Source organism: Streptacidiphilus monticola (assembly GCF_042658505.1).
Taxonomy (GTDB): domain Bacteria; phylum Actinomycetota; class Actinomycetes; order Streptomycetales; family Streptomycetaceae; genus Streptacidiphilus; species Streptacidiphilus monticola.
Genome location: NZ_JBHSQJ010000064.1, coordinates 37,364 through 56,079, shown reverse-complemented (window position 1 = coordinate 56,079; position 18,716 = coordinate 37,364). Strand labels below are relative to the sequence as shown.

Sequence of the window (18,716 nt, the reverse complement as noted above, 5' to 3'; positions counted from 1 at the left end):
GCCGGGGTCCCGGCGGCGGCGACGAGAGCAACGCTACGACGCTTGCCACGGTGTTGGCAAGCTATTGCCAAAATTGTTTGCCAATCGGCTTGCCCGGTCGTGGCGCCGCGCTGGCGGGGCTGGGCAAATGTTTGCCAGAGGCCCGGCAAGGACGTAGTGTGAGGCGGAAGGAAGCATCCGTACGTCGCGCGACGACGCCACCCGTGGGAGTTCAGCCATGCTCGAGCAGCCGGTCTTCGGCCGCCGCCTGAGGCAACTGAGGACCGAACGGGGCCTGACGCTGGCCGCCCTCGCCGGCGAGGGCATGTCGACGGGGTACCTCTCCCGTCTGGAGTCCGGGGCGCGGCAGCCCACGGAGCGCGCCGTCGCCCACCTCGCCGCCCAACTGGGCATCAGCCCCGCCGAGTTGGCTCAGTCCACGGCCACCTCGCTCGCGCAGAGCCTGACCCTGGCCGCCGGCCTGGGCCCGGACGAGGCCGGCGAGACCCTCGCCCAGGCACTGAAGGCATCGGGCGGCGAGGACCCGCTGCTGCGCTGGCAGGCCCTGTGGCAGGTTGCCGAGTGGCGCCGGCGGCGCCGGGAGTTCACCGAGCAGCGCGAGGCCCTGGACGAACTGGCCGCTCTCAGCGCCGCCGTCGGCCTGCCCGAACTCCAGGTCAGGACGCTGGCCGAACTGGCCCGGTGCATGCGCAACATGGGCCAGATCCACGACGCGGTGGCCACCGCGACCCGCGCCTACGAGCTGGCCACGAGCGAGAACCTGCCCGCACGGGTGCTGACCTCCGCGCTGCTGGCACTGGTCTCCGCCCTCGCCGAGAGCGGCCGCCTTCCCGACGCCGACCGCTACGCCGACGAACTCCTCGCCCTCGTCGAGGGGCAGTCCGGGGTCCGCTGGGCCGAGGCCCTGTGGACCGCCGCGGCCGTCCGCACCCGCCAGGGGGACCCGGAGGGCGCCGCGGTGCTCCTCGACCGCGCCATCGACGGCCTGAGCGGCCGTGACGACCTCACCCTGTGGATGCGCCTGCGCGTCAGCGCCGCCTGGACCGCGCTGCTGCGCACACCGCCTAGGACGGACGAGGTCGAGCAGCGCATCGAGGAACTGCAGGCCTGCATGTCCTTCGCCGGAACCCCGAGCCTGGAGCAGGAACTGCTGGCCCTGCGCGCCCGCGTGGCCGTCCTGCAGGAGCGCCCGGCCCAGGCGCGGGCGCTGCTGGAGCAGCTCGAGGAGTACGAGGCGCTGACGCCCTATCAGGAACGCCTCAGGCTCGACATGCTGCGCAACAAGGTCCGGCTCATGGAGGGCGAGCGCGAAGCGGCCGTCGCCGCGCTGCGGGCACTGGCCGAGGAGGCACAGGCCAGCGGCAACATGGACCTGGCCGCCGAGATCTGGCGCATGGTCGCCGACGCCGTGACACAGTGAGCCCGGCGGGGCTCAGGCCCCCTTGGCGGCTGACGGCCCGGGGCTCCGGCATCTCGGCACCCGGATCCCGCTGCCCCAGCCTGCGCGGGCCCGGGCATCGGTGCCTGGATCCCGCTGCACCAGCCTGCGCGAGCCCGGGGCTCGGGCTGCACGTGATCGCGCGGGGCGTCGGCACTGGCTGCTCCGGCGCCCGGCGGCCCCGACGCCCAGGGGAGCCGGCTGCCACCTTCGCCGCCGCCTCGCGGTAGCCAAGCACCAGCGGTGGCTGACCAGCCACCGCTGGGACAAGACCGCCGCTGTTCCTGCCCCGCACGCCCCCTCGGTGGCCCTGCTGGCGCCCGTGACGACCGGTCTGCCCGCTGGACGCCGTACCTGCTCCCGCCCGCCCCGGCCAGGGGCCGCGGGCCGGCGGGAGGGCCAGGTCGGCGGTTGCGATCGGCCGGGCCCGGTTCGCCCGCGGGTCGGTGGAGAGGTTCAGCGGCGCAGGAGGTCGCGGATCGCGCCGGTGATCTCGTCGGGTGCCTCCTCGGCCATGAAGTGCCCTGCCCGGGTCAGCCGGTGGTCCAGGTCCGGCGCCCACGCCTGCCACAACGCGGCCGCGTCGTAGCCCAGTTGAGCACCCCAGTCCTGCTGGACGACCGTCACCGGCATGGCGAGCTGGGATCCGGCATCCAGGTCCGCCTGGTCGTGGGTGACGTCGATGCCGGCCGAGGCGCGGTAGTCCGCGACGATCGACGGCACGGCGGCGGCGCTCGCTCGCAGGTACGCGGTCCGGACCGGTTCCGATACGGCGGCCGTGTCGCCAGCCCAGGCGTCGAGGAAGGAGCCGAAGAAGGCGTCCGCGCTGTTGGCGATCATCGTCTCGGGCAGCCCCGGCGGCTGGGCCATGAGCAAGAGGTGGTAGCCGACCGCCGCCGACACGCCGCGCAGGACGTTCCACATGTCCAGGGTCGGCACGATGTCGAGGATGCCCAGGTGGGTGAGCGTCTCGGGATGGTCCAGCCCCGCCCGGAAGGCGACCAGGGCTCCCCGGTCGTGGCCGACCAGGGCGAAGCGCTCGTGGCCGAGCGCCGCCGCCACGGCGACGACATCGGCGGCCATGGTGCGCTTGGAGTACACCTCGGGGCCGGTGGCGGCGGGCTTGTCGCTGGCGCCGTAGCCGCGCAGGTCAGGACAGATCACCGTGTGCTCGCCGGCGAGCCGCTCGGCGACGTGCCGCCACATCAGATGTGTCTGCGGAAAGCCGTGCAGCAGCACGATGGGGCTGCCGCTGCCGCCGACGGCGGCAGCCAGCTCCACCCCCTCCGCGCCGGGCAGGCGCACGAAGTCGAAACCAGGGATCGCGAGGGTCATGAGGGTTCCTTCCGGGGATCGGGGGACCGGCGAGCAGTGTGCTCCCAGGTCTGACGCGACCAGCGTCGGCGGCGGCGATCAGCAGCCGATCAGTACGCTTCGACGCCACCGCGCCGCGGCACGGAGGATGGAGGACATGCGCATCGACGTGCTCGGTCCCGTGCGGGCCCTCCGTGACGACGGCACCCCGGTCGACCTGGGCGGGCCCCGCCATCGCGAGGTGCTCGCCCGCCTCGTCGCCGCCGGTGGACGCATGGTCCCCACCGACACCCTCGTGGACGACCTGTGGGCGGCGCCGCCGGAGCGCGCGGTCGGTGCGCTGCGCACGTTCGTCGCCGCACTGCGCCGGTCCCTCGAACCCGACCGGCCGCCGCGCACCCCGCCGCGCGTCCTGGTCACCGAGGGCCCCGGTTACGCACTGCGACTGCCGCGCGAGAGCGTGGACGCGCACCGGTTCGAAGACGTGCTGGCCCGTGCCCGGCGCGCCTCACGTGCCCCGGCCGACCTCGACGCGGCCCTGGCGTCCTGGCGCGGCCCCGCCTACGCCGACGTCACCGGCTCGACCTGGGCCCAGCGCGAGCGGGCCCGCCTGGAGGAACTGCGGCTGGAGGCTGTGGAGTTGCGTGCCCGCCTCCTGCTGGACGCCGGCTCCGGAGCCGAGCTCGTGGCCGAACTGGGCGCGCACGTCACCGAGCACCCGTGGCGCGAGCCCGCCTGGGGGCTGCTGGCCCGCGCCCTGCACCGGGCCGGCCGCCAGGCAGACGCGCTGGCCACCCTCCGCCGCGCGCGCACGATGCTCGTGGACCAGCTCGGACTCGACCCCGGTGCCGAACTTCAGCGCCTGGAGCGGGACATCCTCCAGGGAGCCGTGACGCCGAGGCCGACGCGGACGCTGTGGACCGCCGGCGAGCGACTCGGCCCGCGCACCACCGTCGCGCTGGCCCGCACCCTCGCCCTGGCGGGCGGCGACGCTCTCACGCACTCACGACGCGACCGCCTGGCCGCCGCACAGGCGGCAGAGCGCACCGGTGACGTCACCCTGACCGCCCGCGTCATCGGCGCCTACGACGTACCCGCCCTGTGGAGCCGGGCCGACGATCCCGAGCAGTCCCGCGCCGTCGTCGCGGCGGCTGAGCGGACGCTCACCGCCCTCGGCCCCCAGGGCTCCGGCGAACTGCGCGCCCGCCTGCTGGCCACCGTCGCCGTCGAGAGCCGAAGCGCCGACCTGTCCGCCGACGAACACCATCGGGCGCGAGGGGCCGCCCGAGAGGCCGACGCGCTGGCCCGGGAGCTGGGCGATCCCGCCCTTCTGGTGTTCGCCCTGAACGCCGTGTTCCTCCACTCCTTCACGCGGCCCGGCCTGGCGGCGGCAAGGGACCTGATCGGCGCCGAGATCATCGACCTGGCCACCCGACACGAGCTGCCGGACTTCGCCGTGCTCGGCCGGCTCATCCGCCTTCAGTCCGCCTCCGCCCGCGGCGACCTCGCGGCCGCGACCGCACACGCCCGGACCGCCGAGCAACTCGCCGTCAGCACCGAGGCCTCCCTCGTCCCGGTCCTCACCAGCTGGTTCGGGGCGCGGGCCGCAGCCGCCCGCAGCACCGAGGTGGGTGGACCGTCCGCCGCGACAGCCGCCGCACGCTACCGCGCTGCCGAGAACGCCCTCGCCGAAGCCGGAATGCCGGGGCTGCACCGGGGCCTGTTCGCCCTCGCCCTCCTGGGCCTGCGCCGCCTGCACGGCCGTCCCGCGCCCACCGACCCCGCTCTCGACTGGGGCCCGTACCGTCCCTGGACGCAGCCCTTGGTGCTGCTCGCCCAGAACCGCATCGAACAGGCCCGCACCGCCCTGGCCCTGGCGCCCGAGCCACCCCTCGACCACATGCAGGAGGCACTGTGGTGCCTCACCGCCGACGCAGCCGCCCAGCTTGGCGAACGCGCGATCGCCGCCCGCGCCGCGACGGCGCTGCGCCTGGCCGCTGCGGAAGACGCGGGCGGCGCGAGCGGGATGCTGACGCTGGGGCCGGTGGCACGGTACCTGGCGCAGGCCGAGGCGTGCGCCGGCGCGCGATGACCGCGGTCCTCCGCCGACCCGCCCCTCCGGTGCCCCCGACCCGCCCCGGCTCAGGCGTCCGCACGGCCCACAGACGGCCCGACCATTGTCATGGAGGTGGTTTGCCGCCATCGTGATCGCCATGCCTGGACAGCGGAAAGGAAAGCGACAGCAACACCGGCCGGCAGAGCCATCGGCAGGTCATTGGCAGGTGATCTTCGAGACGCAGGACTACGAGGCATGGCGGAGCGGTCTCCGAAGGTATCGCTCTGAGAACCGGGGCATCGACTCGGCTCGACTGCGGATGGACACCTTGTGCGGGCGACTCGTGCAGCCCACCACCTATCGGCTGTCACTGTTCATTGCTGAGCAGACGTCAGATGGCCTGCTGTGAGCCGGCGGCGTTACGTAGCCAGGGGTGTCCCCTGGTGGCTACCGGATCTGGGACAACAAGGGCCGCCGGTGGTGGGGTGACCACTACGAACTCTGCCCCGATGGACTCGTGGCCGCGCTGAACGCCAAGGCGAGCTATGAGAGGATCACCGCACTCCTCAAGGAGCACAGAGCCACGAAGCGGTAGACACCGGACGTCCCACGGCCTCAAGAGGCGGACTTGGACCGCCACTTGAGGCCGTTGTGGGCAGCCCCCGCCTCCGTGCTCACACAGAGAGTCCTTCAACACCCTGCAGCCGGCCCGGCCCCGACAGCAGCGGCCGGATCAGTCCCTCTGTCTGAGGCTTGCGCCGCGACGAACCTCAGTGATGATGCGCCAGGATCTCGGTCAGTCGATGCCTTCGACGATGCGGAAGTCGCGCTCGGCGCTGTCGGCGAGGACGGCGAGTGCCTTCTGGTAGGCCGCGCTCTCGCGCGCCGCCACGGCCTGCTCGAAGCTGTCGAACTCGACCAGGACGGTGCGCTCGGCGATGCCGGTTTCGTACGCCACGACCCGACCGCCGCCACGGACGAAGGTCCGACCTCCTTCGGCTTTGACGGCCGCAGCGGCCAGGCTGTTGTAGGCGGCCAGCTTCTCGGGGTCGGAAACGGTGCGGTAGACGCTGACCCAGTAGCCCTTGGGCATGGAACCTCCAGGTGGGGACGAGTGCATCCGACGTACGGGTGAGTCTCGGACGCAGGTGCAGGTGGGCGGGCGGGGCTTGCCGGCGCTGCGATCGCGATGGAGCCGGTGCCGGCCGGTGCCGCGGTGGGTCGGGCAGGACGTGGTCATCGCGTCGGGGACGGGGCGCCCCAGGGTTCTTCTTCCAGGAGGAGCCCGTTGGCCACGTAACTGATGGTTCGGTACCAGCCCGTCAGGACGAGCAGCTCCAGGAGTTGAGGCTCGTCGTAGTGCAGGCGCAGGGCGTCCCAGGCGGACTGGGTGAGCTGGGCTGTGTCGTGCAGTTCGTCGACTGCGTGGAGCAGTGCCGTGTGGCGTGGCGACCACAGGGCGCCGGCTGTCGCGTCGGGCAGGGTGGTGGCCCGCAGTTGCTCCGGGCTGAGCCCGGCCTGCGGTGCCAGGGCCGCGGCGTGGACGCCTCATTCGTAAGCGCAGGCGCATCGTGCGGTCACGCGGGCGATGACGATCTCCCGGTCGAGGGCCGGCAGGAGGCCGTGGCCCAGCAGTCCGGAGCCGAGGGCGAACATGCGTGAGGCAAGCTCCGGGCTGCGGTGCAGGACGCGAAACAGGACGAGCGGATCGTGGGGCACCCCCGGCGGCATCCACCGGTGCAGCGCCCGGTCAACGTCGGCGTCGTAGGGTGGGGTGAGCGGCTCGATGCGTGGCATCGCGACACCTCCGGCTTCGATTTCCGAACCACTATGATGCTTCGAGAACCGAAGCGCAAGGAGTGAGTATGGGAGCCAGTGCGCCACGCCCGGGTATGCCGGTGCGGGGGTCCGAGTCGGGTCGCCCGGTGATGGCCGCACTCGACCTGCTCGGACGCCGTTGGACGATGCGGATCCTGTGGGAACTCAGTCAAACTCCGGCCGGCTTCCGCGAGTTGCAGCGCCGATGCGAGCAGATGTCCTCCAGCGTGCTCAGCACCCGGATCGAGGAACTGTCCGGCGCCCGCCTGCTCGCCCTGGACGCCGACGGCTACCGCCTCACTCAGCTGGGCCGGGACCTCGTCGAGGCACTTCGCCCACTGGACGCCTGGAGCCGGCGCTGGGCCGAGGAACTGGGCCCGGTGTCACCGGGAGAGCCGGAATGACCGCCACGTAGCCGCTCCGATCGGCAGCCCCGGGCTCCTGGCGCTGGGGGTGAACTGCGCACAGCTCTCTTGTCAGCGAACGGACTTCGGAGCCCTACGCCGGAAAGCCGGATCCGCTGACGTCCTTCTCCCCTTCCTGCGCCACCACAACGGCCATCGCTGCTCCCTCGCACCCCGGGCGGAGACCCCGGATCACCCGCGGATCGGCGTGTGGCGACGACGTCGCGTCCGGAGCAGGGAGTTCTGCGGCTCCGCCCGAGTGCTGCGGGTCAGGGCCGGCCGTCTGCGAGGGCGATCGCGCGGGTCTCGGGAACTCCCAGCATCAACAGGCTCGTGATCGTTGCTGCGCGGGCGCCGCGGGTCCCGTTCGACAGGTCGCTGTCCGCTATGGCGAACACGACGCCGTAGGCAAGCTGGCTCAGAACGCCCGGGGGCAGGTGCTGTGCGAACACGTCACTGTCCTGGCCCCGTTTCACGAGGTCGGCGAGGAGCTCGTCGACCGGCCCGAGCAGGCCGTGGATGGCCTCGCCGTACTCGCCGCGGCGCAGCGCCAGCAGCACGCGGTACCGGTGGGCCACCGGCCAGAGGCGGGCGATGAATTCGGCCCACGCCGCGTCCGCTTCTGCGCCGGAAGCGTTGACCTCGGTGAGTACGGCTGTCATCTCGGTGACGGCCCGTTCCGTGAGCGTCCGGACCAGGTCGAGGCGCGAGGGGAAGTGGCCATAGACGGTGCGGCGGACCACGCCGGCGGCAGCGGCGATGTCGCCCATGCCGGCCTCGGGGTTCTCTCCCAGCATGTCGAGGGCGACGTCGAGAATGCGATCGCGAGTCTCTTTCATCGCGCGCACACGGGCGGAGTCGGTGGCCACGACAGCAGTGTTGCACACCAGTGTGCAGTGACGTAGATTGCACACCGGTGTGCAACGGAGTGTTGCGCCGTGCTTCAACGCCCAGGAGAAGAAGGCCATGACCGCACCGACGCCGCCGTCCTCAGCCCTCGTCCGCCCGTTCACCGTCGCGATCCCGGATTCGGAGATCGACGACCTCAAGCAGCGACTGGCCAGGACCCGGTGGCCGGATCCGGAAACAGTGGGCGACTGGTCGCAAGGAGTTCGGGTGGAGAACGCCAGGGCCCTCGTCGACTACTGGGCGCGTGGCTACGACTGGCGGCGCTTCGAGGCCGAACTCAACCGCTTCCCCCAGTTCCTGACCGAGATCGACGGACTGGACATCCACTTCATCCACGTCAGGTCCAGGAATCCCCACGCGATGCCGCTGATCCTCACGCACGGATGGCCAGGCTCCATCATCGAGTTCCTGAAACTGATCGGCCCGCTGACCGATCCGGAATCGTACGGAGGAGACGCGGCCGATTCGTTCGACGTCGTCGTCCCCTCGCTCCCCGGATTCGGGTTCTCCCAGAAACCCACGGAGACCGGGTGGACTGCAGCGCGCATCGCGAGCGCCTGGGCCGAGCTGATGAAGCGCCTCGGCTACACGGAATGGGCCGCGCAAGGCGGCGATTGGGGTTCCGTCGTCACGACCGCCCTGGGGGCGATGCGACCTGAAGGGCTTCTCGGGGTGCATCTGAACACCCAGTACGCCTTTCCCGCACAGATACCCGACACCGTGTCGCCTGAGGAGCGCCACGCCGTGGAGAGCCTCGCCCGCTACACCGGTGATCTCGGTGGGTCGAACCACCTTCAGGGCACGAAGCCGGAGACGGTCGGTTTCGCGCTGGCGGACTCTCCCGCCGGTCAGGCGGCCTGGATCTACGAGAAGTTCCAGTCCAAGACCGACAACCACGGTCTCGCCGAGGACGCCCTCAGCATGGACGACATGCTCGACGCGATATCCCTCTACTGGTTCACCAACAGCGCCGCGTCCTCCGCCCGCATCTACTGGGAGAACAAGTCGGCCACTTTCGCCGGCCCGAAGCTGACGCTTCCGGTCGCGGTGACCGTCTTCCCCAAGGACATCCCACGCCTGCCGCGAAGCTGGATCGAAGACACCTACAGCAATCTGATCCACTACGGCGAGGCCGAAAAGGGCGGGCACTTCGCGGCCTTGGAACAGCCCGAGATCCTGGTCAGCGAAATCCGCACCGGCCTGAGGCCCCTTCGTTCCTGACGTCAGGGTCCGCTGCGCTGCATTCCGGGGCAAATTCCACCCGGATTCGCACGAGATCATTCACATCGCCGTTGGCACGGCAACCATCCTGCCGCCCAGTGGTCTCCGAGAGCGTCAGGTGCTCGCCCGATTTGGAGTTGGCCTTCGGCCACGAGTCGGCCCGGGGGAGCCCTGACTGTCCTGACGGCTACGGCGTGGAAGCGCACAGACCGTCAGATACCGCTTCACAATGTCGGAGTGACGTCCCAGCAGATCCTCGCCGGGGCGGGCCTCAGTATCGTTCTCGCCGTCGGCTCGCAGGTGCTGGCGGCGAGGCTGCGTCTGCCCGCCATCATCCTGCTGCTGCCGGTGGGTTTCACGGCCGGGGCGTTGGTGCCGCAGGTGCGGCCGTCCAACCTGATCGGGCCGTCCTTCGCGCCGATGGTCTCACTCGCGGTCGCGGTCATCCTCTACGACGCGGGACTGGAGCTGGACCTGCGCCGACTGACCGGGCCGCTGCGCCGGATCGTGGTCCGGCTGGTGACCGTGGGCACCTTGGTGACCTGGATCGGGGCGGCACTGGCCGCCGCGCCCCTGCTGGACCTGTCCGGGGACGCCGCCGCGATGCTGGGGGCGATCCTGGTGGTCTCCGGGCCCACGGTGGTCGGTCCGCTGCTGGCGTTCGTGCGGCCCGAGCGGCGGGTGAGACAGCTGCTGACCTGGGAAGGCTCACTGATCGACGTCGTCGGCGGCCTGCTCGGCGCGCTGGTGTTCCACGCCCTGTCCGGGCACGTCAACGCGGGGCTGTGGCACGCGCTGGGCAGTCTGCTGCTGAGCGCCTCGGTCGGCGTCGGCGGCGGGCTGCTGGGCATCGGGGTGCTGTGGCTCCTGCTGGTCCGCATGGATCTGGGCGAGATCCTCGGCACCACCGTGCAGCTGGCCGCGGTCGTGGGCATCGCGGGCGGCTGCGATGCGCTGCGCGAGGACGCCGGGCTGGTTTCGGCGAACCTCATGGGTGTGGCGGTGGCCAGCCTCCCGGCCTTCGCGGCCACCGTGCGACGGCCCTTCTTCCAGACGCTGGTGTCGCTCGTGGTCGGCCTGCTCTTCATCTCGATCTCCGCCTCGGTGACCCCCGCGTCCCTGCGGCACGTGGTGCTGCCCTCGCTCGCCCTGGTCGCGGTCCTGGTGCTGGCGCTCCGGCCGCTGGTGGCCCGACTGGCCACGCTGCGCACGGACCTGACGGGCGGCGAGTGGCGCTTCCTGGGGTGGATGGCGCCGCGCGGCATCGTCGCCGCCTCGACCGCGGCGACCTTTTCCACGGAACTGGCCGACAGGGGCGTCGCCGGTGCGGAGCGGATCCTGCCCGCCACCTTCGTGGTGATCGTCGCGACCGTGTGCGTCTACGGGCTGACCGCGGTGCCGGTGGCCCGGCGGCTGGGTGTGGTCCGACCGGCCGCGGCACGGCCGCTGCTGGTGGGCGACGCGCCCTGGGTGATCGGGCTTGCCTGCGCCATCCGGGAGACCGGGATCGAGCCGCTGTTGTGGAGCAGCTCACCGGAGCAGCATGCGCGCGCGGCCGAGCACGGCCTGGAGCTGCTGCCGGGAGACCTGCTGGGCGCGCTGGGCGAGGAGGAGGCCGAGGAGCTGGGCCTGACCGCGGTCTTGCTGCTGAGCGACCAAGCGGAGGTCAACGCGTTGGCGGCGACGCTTCTCGGAGAGGGGGGTCTTGCGGTCTTCCGGCTTCAGGACCCGCCCGGTGGACTGCCGGTGGCGCCCGCGCACACCGCTGGACGGCTGTTGTTCAGCCCGGGCGTGCGGGCCGGCATGCTGGCCGCGGGCCGCACGCTCGTCCAGCCCGCGGTGTCCCCGATGCCCCGTGCGGCGCGGCTGCTGTTCGCCGTGGACGGTGCGGGGCGGCTGCTGCCGGCCACCACGGACGGACCGCCGCCTCGCCTGGGGGAGGGGTGGGCGGTCATCCTGCTGCCCTGACCGCAGGAGCGCCTGAGGACGGCCGACGGCGGTCGTTGCTGAACGGCCTGTCGGCTCGGGTTGCGACCCCGGGGCGCCTGGACCTCTGGCGTCAGCTCATGGTCCAGGGCCGCAGCTTCTCCGGGTTGCGGATGACCCAGATGTGCCGGATCCGATCGTCGACGATGTCGAACGCGAACACCGTCACGACGACGCCGTCCTGCTCGGCGACCAGGCCGGGCTGGCCGTTGACGGTGCGCTCCAGCAGCGTCGTGCGGCCCGATGCCCGGTTGGCGATCTCGATCCAGCCGCGGGCGATCTGGTCCGCGCCCTTGATCGGGTCCAGGAAGGACAGAGCCAGGCCTCCGCTGTCGGCGACCGCGGTCGCGTCGGGGTCGAGCAGGCCGATCAGGGCAGCGATGTCCTTGGCCTGCCAGGCCGCCTTGAATTCGCGGACGATGCGGGCGCGCTGGGATGCCGGGCTCGATGAGCTCGGGAGGATGGCCGAGGTCCGCGTCGTGCTGACGCGGCGCCGGGCGGAGGAGGCCAGTTGGCGGCAGGCCGCCGGAGTACGGCCAGTGATCTCGGCGACCTCGGCGAAGGGATAGCCGAAGACGTCGTGCAGGACGAAGGCCACGCGCTCGGCCGGGGTCATGGAGTCGAGTACGACGAGGAACGCCATGGTGACTGACTCGTCCAAAGTCACCCGGTCAGCAGGGTCGGTGCTGGCGGGGGCGGACCAGCCGGCGCGGCCGGCGGGCCCGGGCAGCGGTTCGGGCAGCCACTCGCCCACATAGGTCTCGCGCCGGGCGCGCGCCGAGCCGAGCAGGTTCAGGCAGATGCGGGTGGCGACCGTGGTCAGCCATGCTCCGGGGGACTCCACGGCGCTGCGCTGTTGACCGGACATGGCGTACCAGCGGGTGTAGGTCTCCTGAACGGCGTCCTCGGCTTCCGCCAGTGAGCCCAGGAGCCGGTAGGTGAGGTTGATCAGCTGCCGCCGCTCACCCATGACGCGTTCCAGGTCCGGCTCGGGTTGGGTGGTCATGGCGGCACTGTCTCCTTCTCCTGAACCCGCTCTCGCTCTCGTGCATTCGACAGGACAGCGCACCGGAATGTGAGCCCGACCACCTCACCTCACATTTCGCGGGGCTGCCTTGTCGCCAGAGGAAGACGGCAACACCACCTTCTTGTGAGCGGGAGGCTCATCATGACCACCGATACTCCGGCACCGTCCTTCACCGACCCCGCCGCCGAGGAGCGCCTGCAGCGGGCGGCTGCTGCGCTGACCGACCACGGCTTCGTGGTCGAGATCGTCGACGACGCCGCTGCCGCGCGGGCGCGTGTCCAGCAGATCATCCCGGAAGGCGCCGCGGTGTTCACCGGGGCGAGCGAGACCCTCCGTCTCTCGGGTATCGACGACGACCTCAACACCAGCGGCCGTTACGACTCGGTCAAGGCCCGGGGCTGGACGATGGATCGGGCCACGCAGCGCAACGAGATCTGGACCGCGCTGTCGGTCCCGGACTTCATCGTGGGCAGCGTCGCCGCGGTCACCGAGACCGGGTCCCTGGTGGCAGGTTCGGCCAGTGGCAGCCAACTGCCGGGCTACGCCGGCGCCGCCGCCCGGGCGATCTGGGTCGTGGGAGCGCAGAAGATCGTCCCGGACCTGCCCACCGCGCTGCGGCGAGTGGAAGAGCACTGTCTGCCGTTGGAGAACGAGCGCACCCACCAGGTGTACGGGCAGCCCGCCGCGCTGAACCGGGTGCTCATCATGAACGCCGAAACCGAGCCCGGACGCGGCACCGTCCTCCTGCTCCGCGAGGCGATCGGCTTCTGACGGCACAGCTCGGTGGCCGGCCTGCCGCCTCGGCTGCCTCCCGCGGCGGCGTGGCTTCCTTGATGCGCGGTGCGCGCGCTGCAAGCGTTGGCCGTCGAGGACAGGTGCTTGCTGGAAGGCTTCGATGTGGCTGATGACGCCGACCCGGAATCGGCTGCCGGGGATCGGCCGCCAGCGGGCCCGGGGGAGGGGTGGTCGGGGCGGTGGCGCGGCAGCAGGCTCGGTCGGTTCGTGCGGGAGGCCGGTGAGCTCGATCTGATGCGGCGCTCGATGGTCTTCGCGGCGCAGGGCCTGGTCACCTTGCTTCCGCTGCTGCTGGTGGTCGCCGCGATCGATCCCTTCCGGGATCGGGCATTCGACAGCTGGCTCGTGGATGGCATGAGCCTGCAGCGCAGCAGCGCCACGCCGCTGGAGCGGCTCTTCGCGGGCCAGCACCAGATCGAGCACGCGGCCGGCGCCCTCAGTCTGGCCCTGCTGGCGCTTTTCGGTCTCGGCTTCGCCGCCGAGGTGCAAGGGGCCTACGAAAAGGACTGGCGTCTGCCTCCGCCGCGCTGGCGCCAGCTGTGGCGGCGGGCGGCATGGCTGGGGGCGTTGACCTTCTACCTGGCCGCGGAGGTCGAGAGCGGAGTGTGGCTGCGCCACGGACTCGTGCAGAGTGGTGAGCGGGTCCTCCTCCTGGGGGCGTCGGGGCTCTTGTTCTTCTGGTGGGGGCAGCGATTCCTGCTGGGCGGCCGGGTGAGCTGGCGGGCGCTGCTGCCGGGGACGGTGGCCACGCTCGTGGGTCTCGGTGGCCTGCGCGTGTTCTCCTGGCTGGTGTTCGATCCGATGATCGTCACCAATGCGGAGTCCTATGGCGGCGTCGGCATTGTGATCGTCGTCGAATCCTGGCTGATCGGAGTGGGGTTCGTCTTCTACGCGGGCGCACTGGCGGGGCGCCAGTTCCATGACCGCCGCGCCACCCCGGCGGACGGTTCCACCGTGTGATCCGAGCGGGCGACGTCGGCGGCTGACCATCGCGCGTTCGCTTCCGGAGCGGATCCGTGCGTCCTGTACGGGCGGCTCTGGCTCGCACTCGGCGATCGGGACCTCGTCCTGAGAGCCGGGGACATGGCCGAGTTCGACACCAGCAAGCCCCATGGGGTGGCGAACGTTGGCGCGGGCGGCCCGGTCGAGTACCTGATCATGTCCGGGCCGCAGGGAGAGCGCCTGCGACCGCGCACCCCGCCCGCCCCTGGGGCCCGGGGGCCGGTAGCAAACAGCGAACGAACGGCCGGACGTCACGGGTGCGCCCGGGATGTCCGGCCTCTTCCCCGTCGTCCCGTCGGCGGTGGAGATGGCCCAGGGAGGCATGGCGTTCCCTCGGTCGTCTCCGGGGGCACGGAGCTTCAAGGCCGCGTCCGCGCCGCGGAATGGTCAGTCCCCGAGTTCGGGGCCCGGATTCTGCGTTGCCGGCGCAGCCGCAGCGATACGGGCCAGGGCTTCCTGGAGGCAACGGACGGCATCTTCGGCCTCGGTGTACTGCTCCGGAGTCGATGGACGGGTGCCGAAGGTGGGGCCCCCGTCGGTGGGGAAGGCGCGCCACTGGAGGACGGGTTCGAGGGCGGTGAGGGCGCCCGAGAGGAACCAGGCCATGCGTCCGTGGATGCGGGCGAGGGAGACGGCCAGGACGGCGAGGGTTTCGCGCAGGTGTTCCAGCCGCTCGATCTCCGGGAGGGCCTCTTGAGCTTCCCGTGGGCCCACGGCCGCACGCAGGCCGGCTTCCGTCTGCTGCGCGAGGTCGCGTTCGGCGGATGTCAGTCGCCATGCGTGATCGCGGACCTGTCTTTCGGCTTCCCTGGCCAGATCCGCGATGATCGTCAGCACGTCCATGCGCCCACCTTATGCGGGGCTTGTGAAGCTTCCGCACCAGGTGGGCGCTTGGCCGGTCCCGGGAACAGGTCAGCTGCCTGCGCCGAACGGCCAGGTGGCGTTCCGTCCGGCTTCGAGGAGCGCGACCATGCGGAAGGCGTGGTCGGTCAGGCCGCCGAAGGTGTGGCGGTTCGCCGAGCCGGAGGGTCCGTGTCCGGGCCGGTAGCCGGCGAGGTTCCAGGTGTAGAGCGGGACGTGCGCCGGGACCTGGTCGGCCGGGGTGCCGAGGTGGCTGTAGGCCGCCTGCTCGTCGGTGACGATGAGGACGCGGTCGTGGCCCTTGTAGTGCTGCTGGACGGCCTGGGTGGTGTTGGTTCCGCCGAGGTCGTGGAAGCGCTCGAGGATCCGCAGAGCGGACTCGCCGCGCTGGAACGGCACCGAACGGCTGGTGGTGCCGAACTCGACGAGATCTGCGTGCTCGGCCCGGAGCGCGACGGCCGCGCCGAACACCGCGGCGCTGTCGGCCCGGTTCAGCTTGGTCTGCTCGCTGACGCCGCCGAACATCGAGCCGGAGCGGTCGACCAGGACCAGCGTGCGCCCGGGCAGTGCGGGCACGTGGGCGAGGGAGTGACCGAGGGCCTGCTCCAGCGCCCAGGCCCACCGCAGCGACGGCGCATGCCGGTACGCCCCGAGGAACCGGAACGGGAACTGGCGGGACTTCGCGACCTGCTCGGGGTCGGCCAGCCGCGCGGCGATGGTCTGCGCCACCTGGTCGCTGACGCCGGCCTCGTCGAGGTTCCGCAGGTTCCGCAGCAGGGCCATGTACCCCATGGACGGGATCACGGCCTCCCAGGCCTCGCGGTCCATCGGGCCCTGCAACCAGCCCGCCAGCGCCTCCCAGGTCATGCCGCCGAGCCGCAGCAGCTCCGGGTGCTCCCGCAGTACGGTGCGCCGGTCCTGGACGGGAGTGGCCAGCAACCGCTCCCGGGCGATGACCGTGCTCAAGCTCGCCGGGATCTCCGCGTCGCGGCCGTGGCGGCGGTCGAGGGCGTGCTTGAACAGGTCTCCCTGCCAGGACCGGTCGGCCGCCGGGGCGGCGTGGACCAACTCGAGGACGTCACCGAAGCGGTAGCCCTTGGACGCGGTGTCGTACGTGAGCAGGCCGCGCTCGGTGTACAGCCGCCGCACGGCGTCGGCCACGCCGCGCTTCACCGGCTTCGGCAGCGCCCGCCCGTAGCGGGTGGTCCAGTAGGCCAGGAACTCGCCCGGCTCGTCGGCACGCTGGAGGACGGCGTCGACCACCTGCCGCGAGTGCCCGGCCAGGCCGGCGTCGAGCCGGGCCTTGGTGAACTCGGCGGCGCCGACAAGAGACGCGGTCCGCATGCTGCCGTCGGTGCGCAGCCAGGTCAGCAGGGCCGCGGTCCACTCGTGGTCTTCGACCGCGAGCCGGCGGATGAGCTGGGTGTACCGGTCGTCGCGGTGGCCACCGCGCTCGTAGAAGGTGTCCTGGCCGACCATGTTGGTGACGGCGAGGAGGAACAGCTCGGACTTCGCGTCGCGGAGGTGGCCGGTGCCGCCCTGGTGGGTGACGGTCCGCCGGCCGGTGGTCATGACCGGGGAGACCGCAGAGGGCTTGGCGGTCTTGACGTTGAAGCGGGACATGGAAAACCCCCTGAATGAAGGTGTCAGGGGGAGGCGTGAGCATATGGGCGCCCGAGATCAGGAGTCGGCGGCGGTCCTGTGTCTGATGCTCTATCCGTTGAGCTACCTGCCGAACTGTGCCGGCCGGGGCGGGATTCGAACCCGCAACCGTCAGATCCGCTGAAGTATCCGCAGCCTGCGCACCGGGCGCCCCGGTGCTGATGCCTCCCGAGATCGAAGGTCGGCATTCCGGTTGGGATTCTTTTTCAGAGAGAAGTAACCGGGTGCCTGCGCACCGGGAGGTGCTTATGAAGTTGTGCCGCCCGAGGTCGAGTTGGTGACGCGAGCGCCCGCCTGCCGGGCAGCAGGCCCATGGGTCGGGCCTGCAAGGGATCGAACCTCGAAGAACGCGTTGCCTGCGCACCGGGCGGAAGTCTGAAGTTGTCGTCCAGAGATCAGAGTCGGCATTCGTGACGTAAGCGCTCTGGCCGCTGAGCTATCGGGGCTGGAAGCCCCGACCGGGAGTCGAACCCGGGACCTCTCCATTGGCAGTGGAAGTAACGAAGGCCTGCGCACCTGGACGTGAGAGACCATAGCTGCGAGCCGCCCGCTGCCGCTTCCTATTTTCTTGCGACGGAAGGGGTGTTCAGCATCATCTAGCCTCGAAGTTTCGTGACGGTCCGTCAGCTTTGCTGGCGGGCCGTTTCGGCTTCGTGGCGGCGTCGTGGGCAGGCCGGTGGTCCGGCTGTCGCGTCGGGTGGGCGCCGGTTTCCACGGGTCCGGGTGGGTGTCTGGTTCGTCGGGGCGGGGTGTTTCGGCTGGTCAGCCGGGTGCGGGCAGGGCTTGGAGGCGGTCGAAGGCGCTGGTGATCAGGTCGGTCCAGGGCCAGTGCCGGGCGAGGCGGAGCCAGCGGCGGCGGCCGGTGGTGACCAGGTGGGCCGCGGCGGAGAAAAGCCGCAGCCGCAGGCGCTTGGGCTCCCAGCGGCGGGCGTCGCCGGTCAGGGCGAGCATGGGTAGCCAGGCCAGCAAGTCCAGGGCGAGTTGGACGATCTCCAGCCAGATCCGGTTCTGCGCGGTGGCCTTCAACGGGAGGTTGCGCAGGCCGGTGTCGCGGGCCGCGCGGATGCGGTCCTCCGCGCGGGCCCGCTGGCGGTGCCGCAACTCCAGTGTTGCGATCGGCAGTTCGGGGGTGTTGGTGGCGAAGCAGGTGAGGCGCATGCCGTCGGCGTCGGTGATCCGCAGCTGGGCGCCGGGGTGCGGGCGCTCCTTGCGGACGATCAGCCGCATCCCGGCCGGCCAGCCCCGCATCACGTCGCCGGCCAGTTCGGCCACCCAGGCCCCGTCCCGCACCCGGCCGTCGGGCTCGATGGCGGGCGTCCAGGCCGAGGCGGGGATCTGCAGCACCGCGTGGTGGATCTGCTCGGTGATGACCATGCCGACCGAGTAGGACAGCCAGCGGCCCCGCCGGCTCAGCCAGCCCACGAACTCATGGGTGCCGCCGGCGGAGTCGGTGCGGATCAGGGTGCGGCGTCCGCGCCGGAACCGGGCCGGGAGCTGGGCCAGGGCCTGGCGGGCGACGGTGATGTGGTCGGCGGCGGTGTTGCTGCCCGCGTTGCCCGGCCGCAGCAGTGCGGCCACCGGTTCCCCGGAGCCTTGGCCGCCGTGGTCGACGAACGCGAACAGCGGGTGGTGCCCGTAGGTCTTCTTCCACGTGGGTTTGGCGTCCTCCTTGTCGGAGTGCGCCACCACCAGGACGCCGTCGATGTCCACGACCACCTGGCCGCTCGCGTGCGGGGCCCGGGGCCCGGCCAACTGCCAGACCCGGTCCCGCACTTCGGCGCTGGCACGGCGGATCGCCTCCAGGGCGCGGGGGCCGGCCTGCGCGAGGGTGTCGACCAGGCGCGAGACGGTGGGGTCGGAGGCGACCGGCCCGAACAGGCCGGGCTCGGCCCGCAGCATGCCGACGTCGGCCAGGCAGTCGCCGCCGAGGGCGACCGCGAGCGCGACGTCGAGCAGGGTCTTGCCCGGGTCGTGCACCGCCCGCGGCTTGCGCCACGGCCCCAACTCCCGCGACAGCGAGGTGTCCAGGCCGGTCCGGCGGACCGTCTCGACCAGCAGCACCGCCCCGGCCTGCGACACCACTGCCCGGCCATCGCCCTGCACGCGGACGCGCGGATAGGAACCGATACGCTTGCTCACCTGGGAAGTGCCTCCGACGGGTGCGGGAACGAGGGCCTCGACAATCCTCATTCTTGCTGGTCAGAGGCACTTTTCGCTTACACG

Annotated in this window: 14 protein-coding genes and 3 pseudogenes; 9 read left to right on the top strand and 8 right to left on the bottom strand. The window is 71.5% G+C overall.

The window, feature by feature from the left end; genetic code table 11:
* The first annotated feature begins 217 nt into the window (after positions 1 to 217).
* Positions 218 to 1,420: a helix-turn-helix domain-containing protein gene (locus ACFP3V_RS15820; protein WP_380583787.1), complete on the top strand. Its 1,203-nt coding sequence runs from the start codon at positions 218 to 220 to the stop codon at positions 1,418 to 1,420.
* Between the two features lie 474 nt (positions 1,421 to 1,894).
* On the opposite strand, the gene ACFP3V_RS15815 is transcribed toward ACFP3V_RS15820, so the two are convergent.
* Positions 1,895 to 2,773 carry an alpha/beta fold hydrolase gene (locus tag ACFP3V_RS15815; protein ID WP_380583785.1) on the bottom strand — a complete coding sequence of 293 codons (879 nt, stop codon included), beginning with the start codon at positions 2,771 to 2,773 and terminating at the stop codon, positions 1,895 to 1,897.
* A gap of 136 nt (positions 2,774 to 2,909) precedes the next feature.
* Between ACFP3V_RS15815 and ACFP3V_RS15810 the strand changes: the two genes are divergently transcribed.
* Positions 2,910 to 4,844 (top strand): BTAD domain-containing putative transcriptional regulator, encoded by a 1,935-nt coding sequence (locus tag ACFP3V_RS15810; protein WP_380583783.1) that lies wholly within the window; start codon positions 2,910 to 2,912, stop codon positions 4,842 to 4,844.
* A gap of 369 nt (positions 4,845 to 5,213) precedes the next feature.
* A pseudogene (locus ACFP3V_RS15805) lies at positions 5,214 to 5,403 on the top strand (hypothetical protein).
* Positions 5,404 to 5,604: 201 nt separating this feature from the next.
* On the opposite strand, the gene ACFP3V_RS15800 reads toward ACFP3V_RS15805, so the two are convergent.
* The gene (locus tag ACFP3V_RS15800; RefSeq protein WP_380583782.1) at positions 5,605 to 5,901 is read right to left on the bottom strand and encodes a DUF1330 domain-containing protein; all 297 of its coding nucleotides are present in this window, start codon (positions 5,899 to 5,901) and stop codon (positions 5,605 to 5,607) included.
* 143 nt (positions 5,902 to 6,044) lie between these two features.
* A pseudogene (locus ACFP3V_RS15795) lies at positions 6,045 to 6,605 on the bottom strand (carboxymuconolactone decarboxylase family protein).
* Positions 6,606 to 6,736: 131 nt separating this feature from the next.
* Between ACFP3V_RS15795 and ACFP3V_RS15790 the strand changes: the two are divergent.
* Positions 6,737 to 7,030: a winged helix-turn-helix transcriptional regulator gene (locus tag ACFP3V_RS15790; RefSeq protein WP_465270100.1), complete on the top strand. Its 294-nt coding sequence runs from the start codon at positions 6,737 to 6,739 to the stop codon at positions 7,028 to 7,030.
* Between the two features lie 269 nt (positions 7,031 to 7,299).
* On the opposite strand, the gene ACFP3V_RS15785 is transcribed toward ACFP3V_RS15790, so the two are convergent.
* Complete coding sequence (locus tag ACFP3V_RS15785) at positions 7,300 to 7,899, bottom strand: TetR/AcrR family transcriptional regulator (protein ID WP_380583778.1); 600 nt, start codon at positions 7,897 to 7,899, stop codon at positions 7,300 to 7,302.
* 97 nt (positions 7,900 to 7,996) lie between these two features.
* Here ACFP3V_RS15785 and ACFP3V_RS15780 point away from each other — a divergent pair, with 97 nt between their 5' ends.
* Complete coding sequence (locus ACFP3V_RS15780) at positions 7,997 to 9,160, top strand: epoxide hydrolase family protein (protein WP_380583776.1); 1,164 nt, start codon at positions 7,997 to 7,999, stop codon at positions 9,158 to 9,160.
* A gap of 237 nt (positions 9,161 to 9,397) precedes the next feature.
* Positions 9,398 to 11,128, top strand: a complete 1,731-nt coding sequence (locus ACFP3V_RS15775) for a cation:proton antiporter (protein WP_380583774.1) — start codon at positions 9,398 to 9,400, stop codon at positions 11,126 to 11,128.
* A gap of 91 nt (positions 11,129 to 11,219) precedes the next feature.
* Here ACFP3V_RS15775 and sigJ read toward each other — a convergent pair whose 3' ends face one another.
* Positions 11,220 to 12,152, bottom strand: coding sequence for an RNA polymerase sigma factor SigJ (sigJ, locus tag ACFP3V_RS15770; RefSeq protein ID WP_380583772.1), 933 nt, complete (start codon positions 12,150 to 12,152; stop codon positions 11,220 to 11,222).
* A 162-nt stretch (positions 12,153 to 12,314) separates the two neighbouring features.
* Here sigJ and ACFP3V_RS15765 point away from each other — a divergent pair, with 162 nt between their 5' ends.
* The 3 genes and pseudogenes from ACFP3V_RS15765 to ACFP3V_RS15755 all read left to right on the top strand — a co-directional run.
* Positions 12,315 to 12,944: an LUD domain-containing protein gene (locus ACFP3V_RS15765; protein WP_380583770.1), complete on the top strand. Its 630-nt coding sequence runs from the start codon at positions 12,315 to 12,317 to the stop codon at positions 12,942 to 12,944.
* 108 nt (positions 12,945 to 13,052) lie between these two features.
* The gene (locus ACFP3V_RS15760; protein ID WP_380583769.1) at positions 13,053 to 13,928 is read left to right on the top strand and encodes a ribonuclease BN; all 876 of its coding nucleotides are present in this window, start codon (positions 13,053 to 13,055) and stop codon (positions 13,926 to 13,928) included.
* Between the two features lie 57 nt (positions 13,929 to 13,985).
* Positions 13,986 to 14,180, top strand: a pseudogene (locus ACFP3V_RS15755) (cupin domain-containing protein); the annotation flags it as partial.
* Between the two features lie 177 nt (positions 14,181 to 14,357).
* Here ACFP3V_RS15755 and ACFP3V_RS15750 read toward each other — a convergent pair.
* The 3 genes from ACFP3V_RS15750 to ACFP3V_RS15740 all read right to left on the bottom strand — a co-directional run bounded on the left by ACFP3V_RS15750 (position 14,358) and on the right by ACFP3V_RS15740 (position 18,632).
* Entirely contained in the window at positions 14,358 to 14,813 is a 456-nt protein-coding gene (locus ACFP3V_RS15750) for a hypothetical protein (protein ID WP_380583767.1), read from the bottom strand.
* A gap of 69 nt (positions 14,814 to 14,882) precedes the next feature.
* On the bottom strand, positions 14,883 to 16,454 hold the full coding sequence (locus tag ACFP3V_RS15745; RefSeq protein ID WP_380583765.1) for a TROVE domain-containing protein: 1,572 nt from the start codon (positions 16,452 to 16,454) through the stop codon (positions 14,883 to 14,885).
* Between the two features lie 801 nt (positions 16,455 to 17,255).
* Positions 17,256 to 18,632, bottom strand: a complete 1,377-nt coding sequence (locus ACFP3V_RS15740; RefSeq protein ID WP_380583763.1) for an IS1380 family transposase — start codon at positions 18,630 to 18,632, stop codon at positions 17,256 to 17,258.
* Positions 18,633 to 18,716 lie beyond the last annotated feature (84 nt).

Coding starts and splice junctions, on each gene's coding strand:
- ACFP3V_RS15820 (WP_380583787.1), top strand. CDS start 218: ATGCTCGAGCAGCCGGTCTTCGGCCGCCGCCTGAGGCAACTGAGGACC.
- ACFP3V_RS15815 (WP_380583785.1), bottom strand. CDS start 2,773: ATGACCCTCGCGATCCCTGGTTTCGACTTCGTGCGCCTGCCCGGCGCG.
- ACFP3V_RS15810 (WP_380583783.1), top strand. CDS start 2,910: ATGCGCATCGACGTGCTCGGTCCCGTGCGGGCCCTCCGTGACGACGGC.
- ACFP3V_RS15800 (WP_380583782.1), bottom strand. CDS start 5,901: ATGCCCAAGGGCTACTGGGTCAGCGTCTACCGCACCGTTTCCGACCCC.
- ACFP3V_RS15790 (WP_465270100.1), top strand. CDS start 6,737: ATGGCCGCACTCGACCTGCTCGGACGCCGTTGGACGATGCGGATCCTG.
- ACFP3V_RS15780 (WP_380583776.1), top strand. CDS start 7,997: ATGACCGCACCGACGCCGCCGTCCTCAGCCCTCGTCCGCCCGTTCACC.
- sigJ (WP_380583772.1), bottom strand. CDS start 12,152: ATGACCACCCAACCCGAGCCGGACCTGGAACGCGTCATGGGTGAGCGG.
- ACFP3V_RS15765 (WP_380583770.1), top strand. CDS start 12,315: ATGACCACCGATACTCCGGCACCGTCCTTCACCGACCCCGCCGCCGAG.
- ACFP3V_RS15750 (WP_380583767.1), bottom strand. CDS start 14,813: ATGGACGTGCTGACGATCATCGCGGATCTGGCCAGGGAAGCCGAAAGA.
- ACFP3V_RS15745 (WP_380583765.1), bottom strand. CDS start 16,454: ATGTCCCGCTTCAACGTCAAGACCGCCAAGCCCTCTGCGGTCTCCCCG.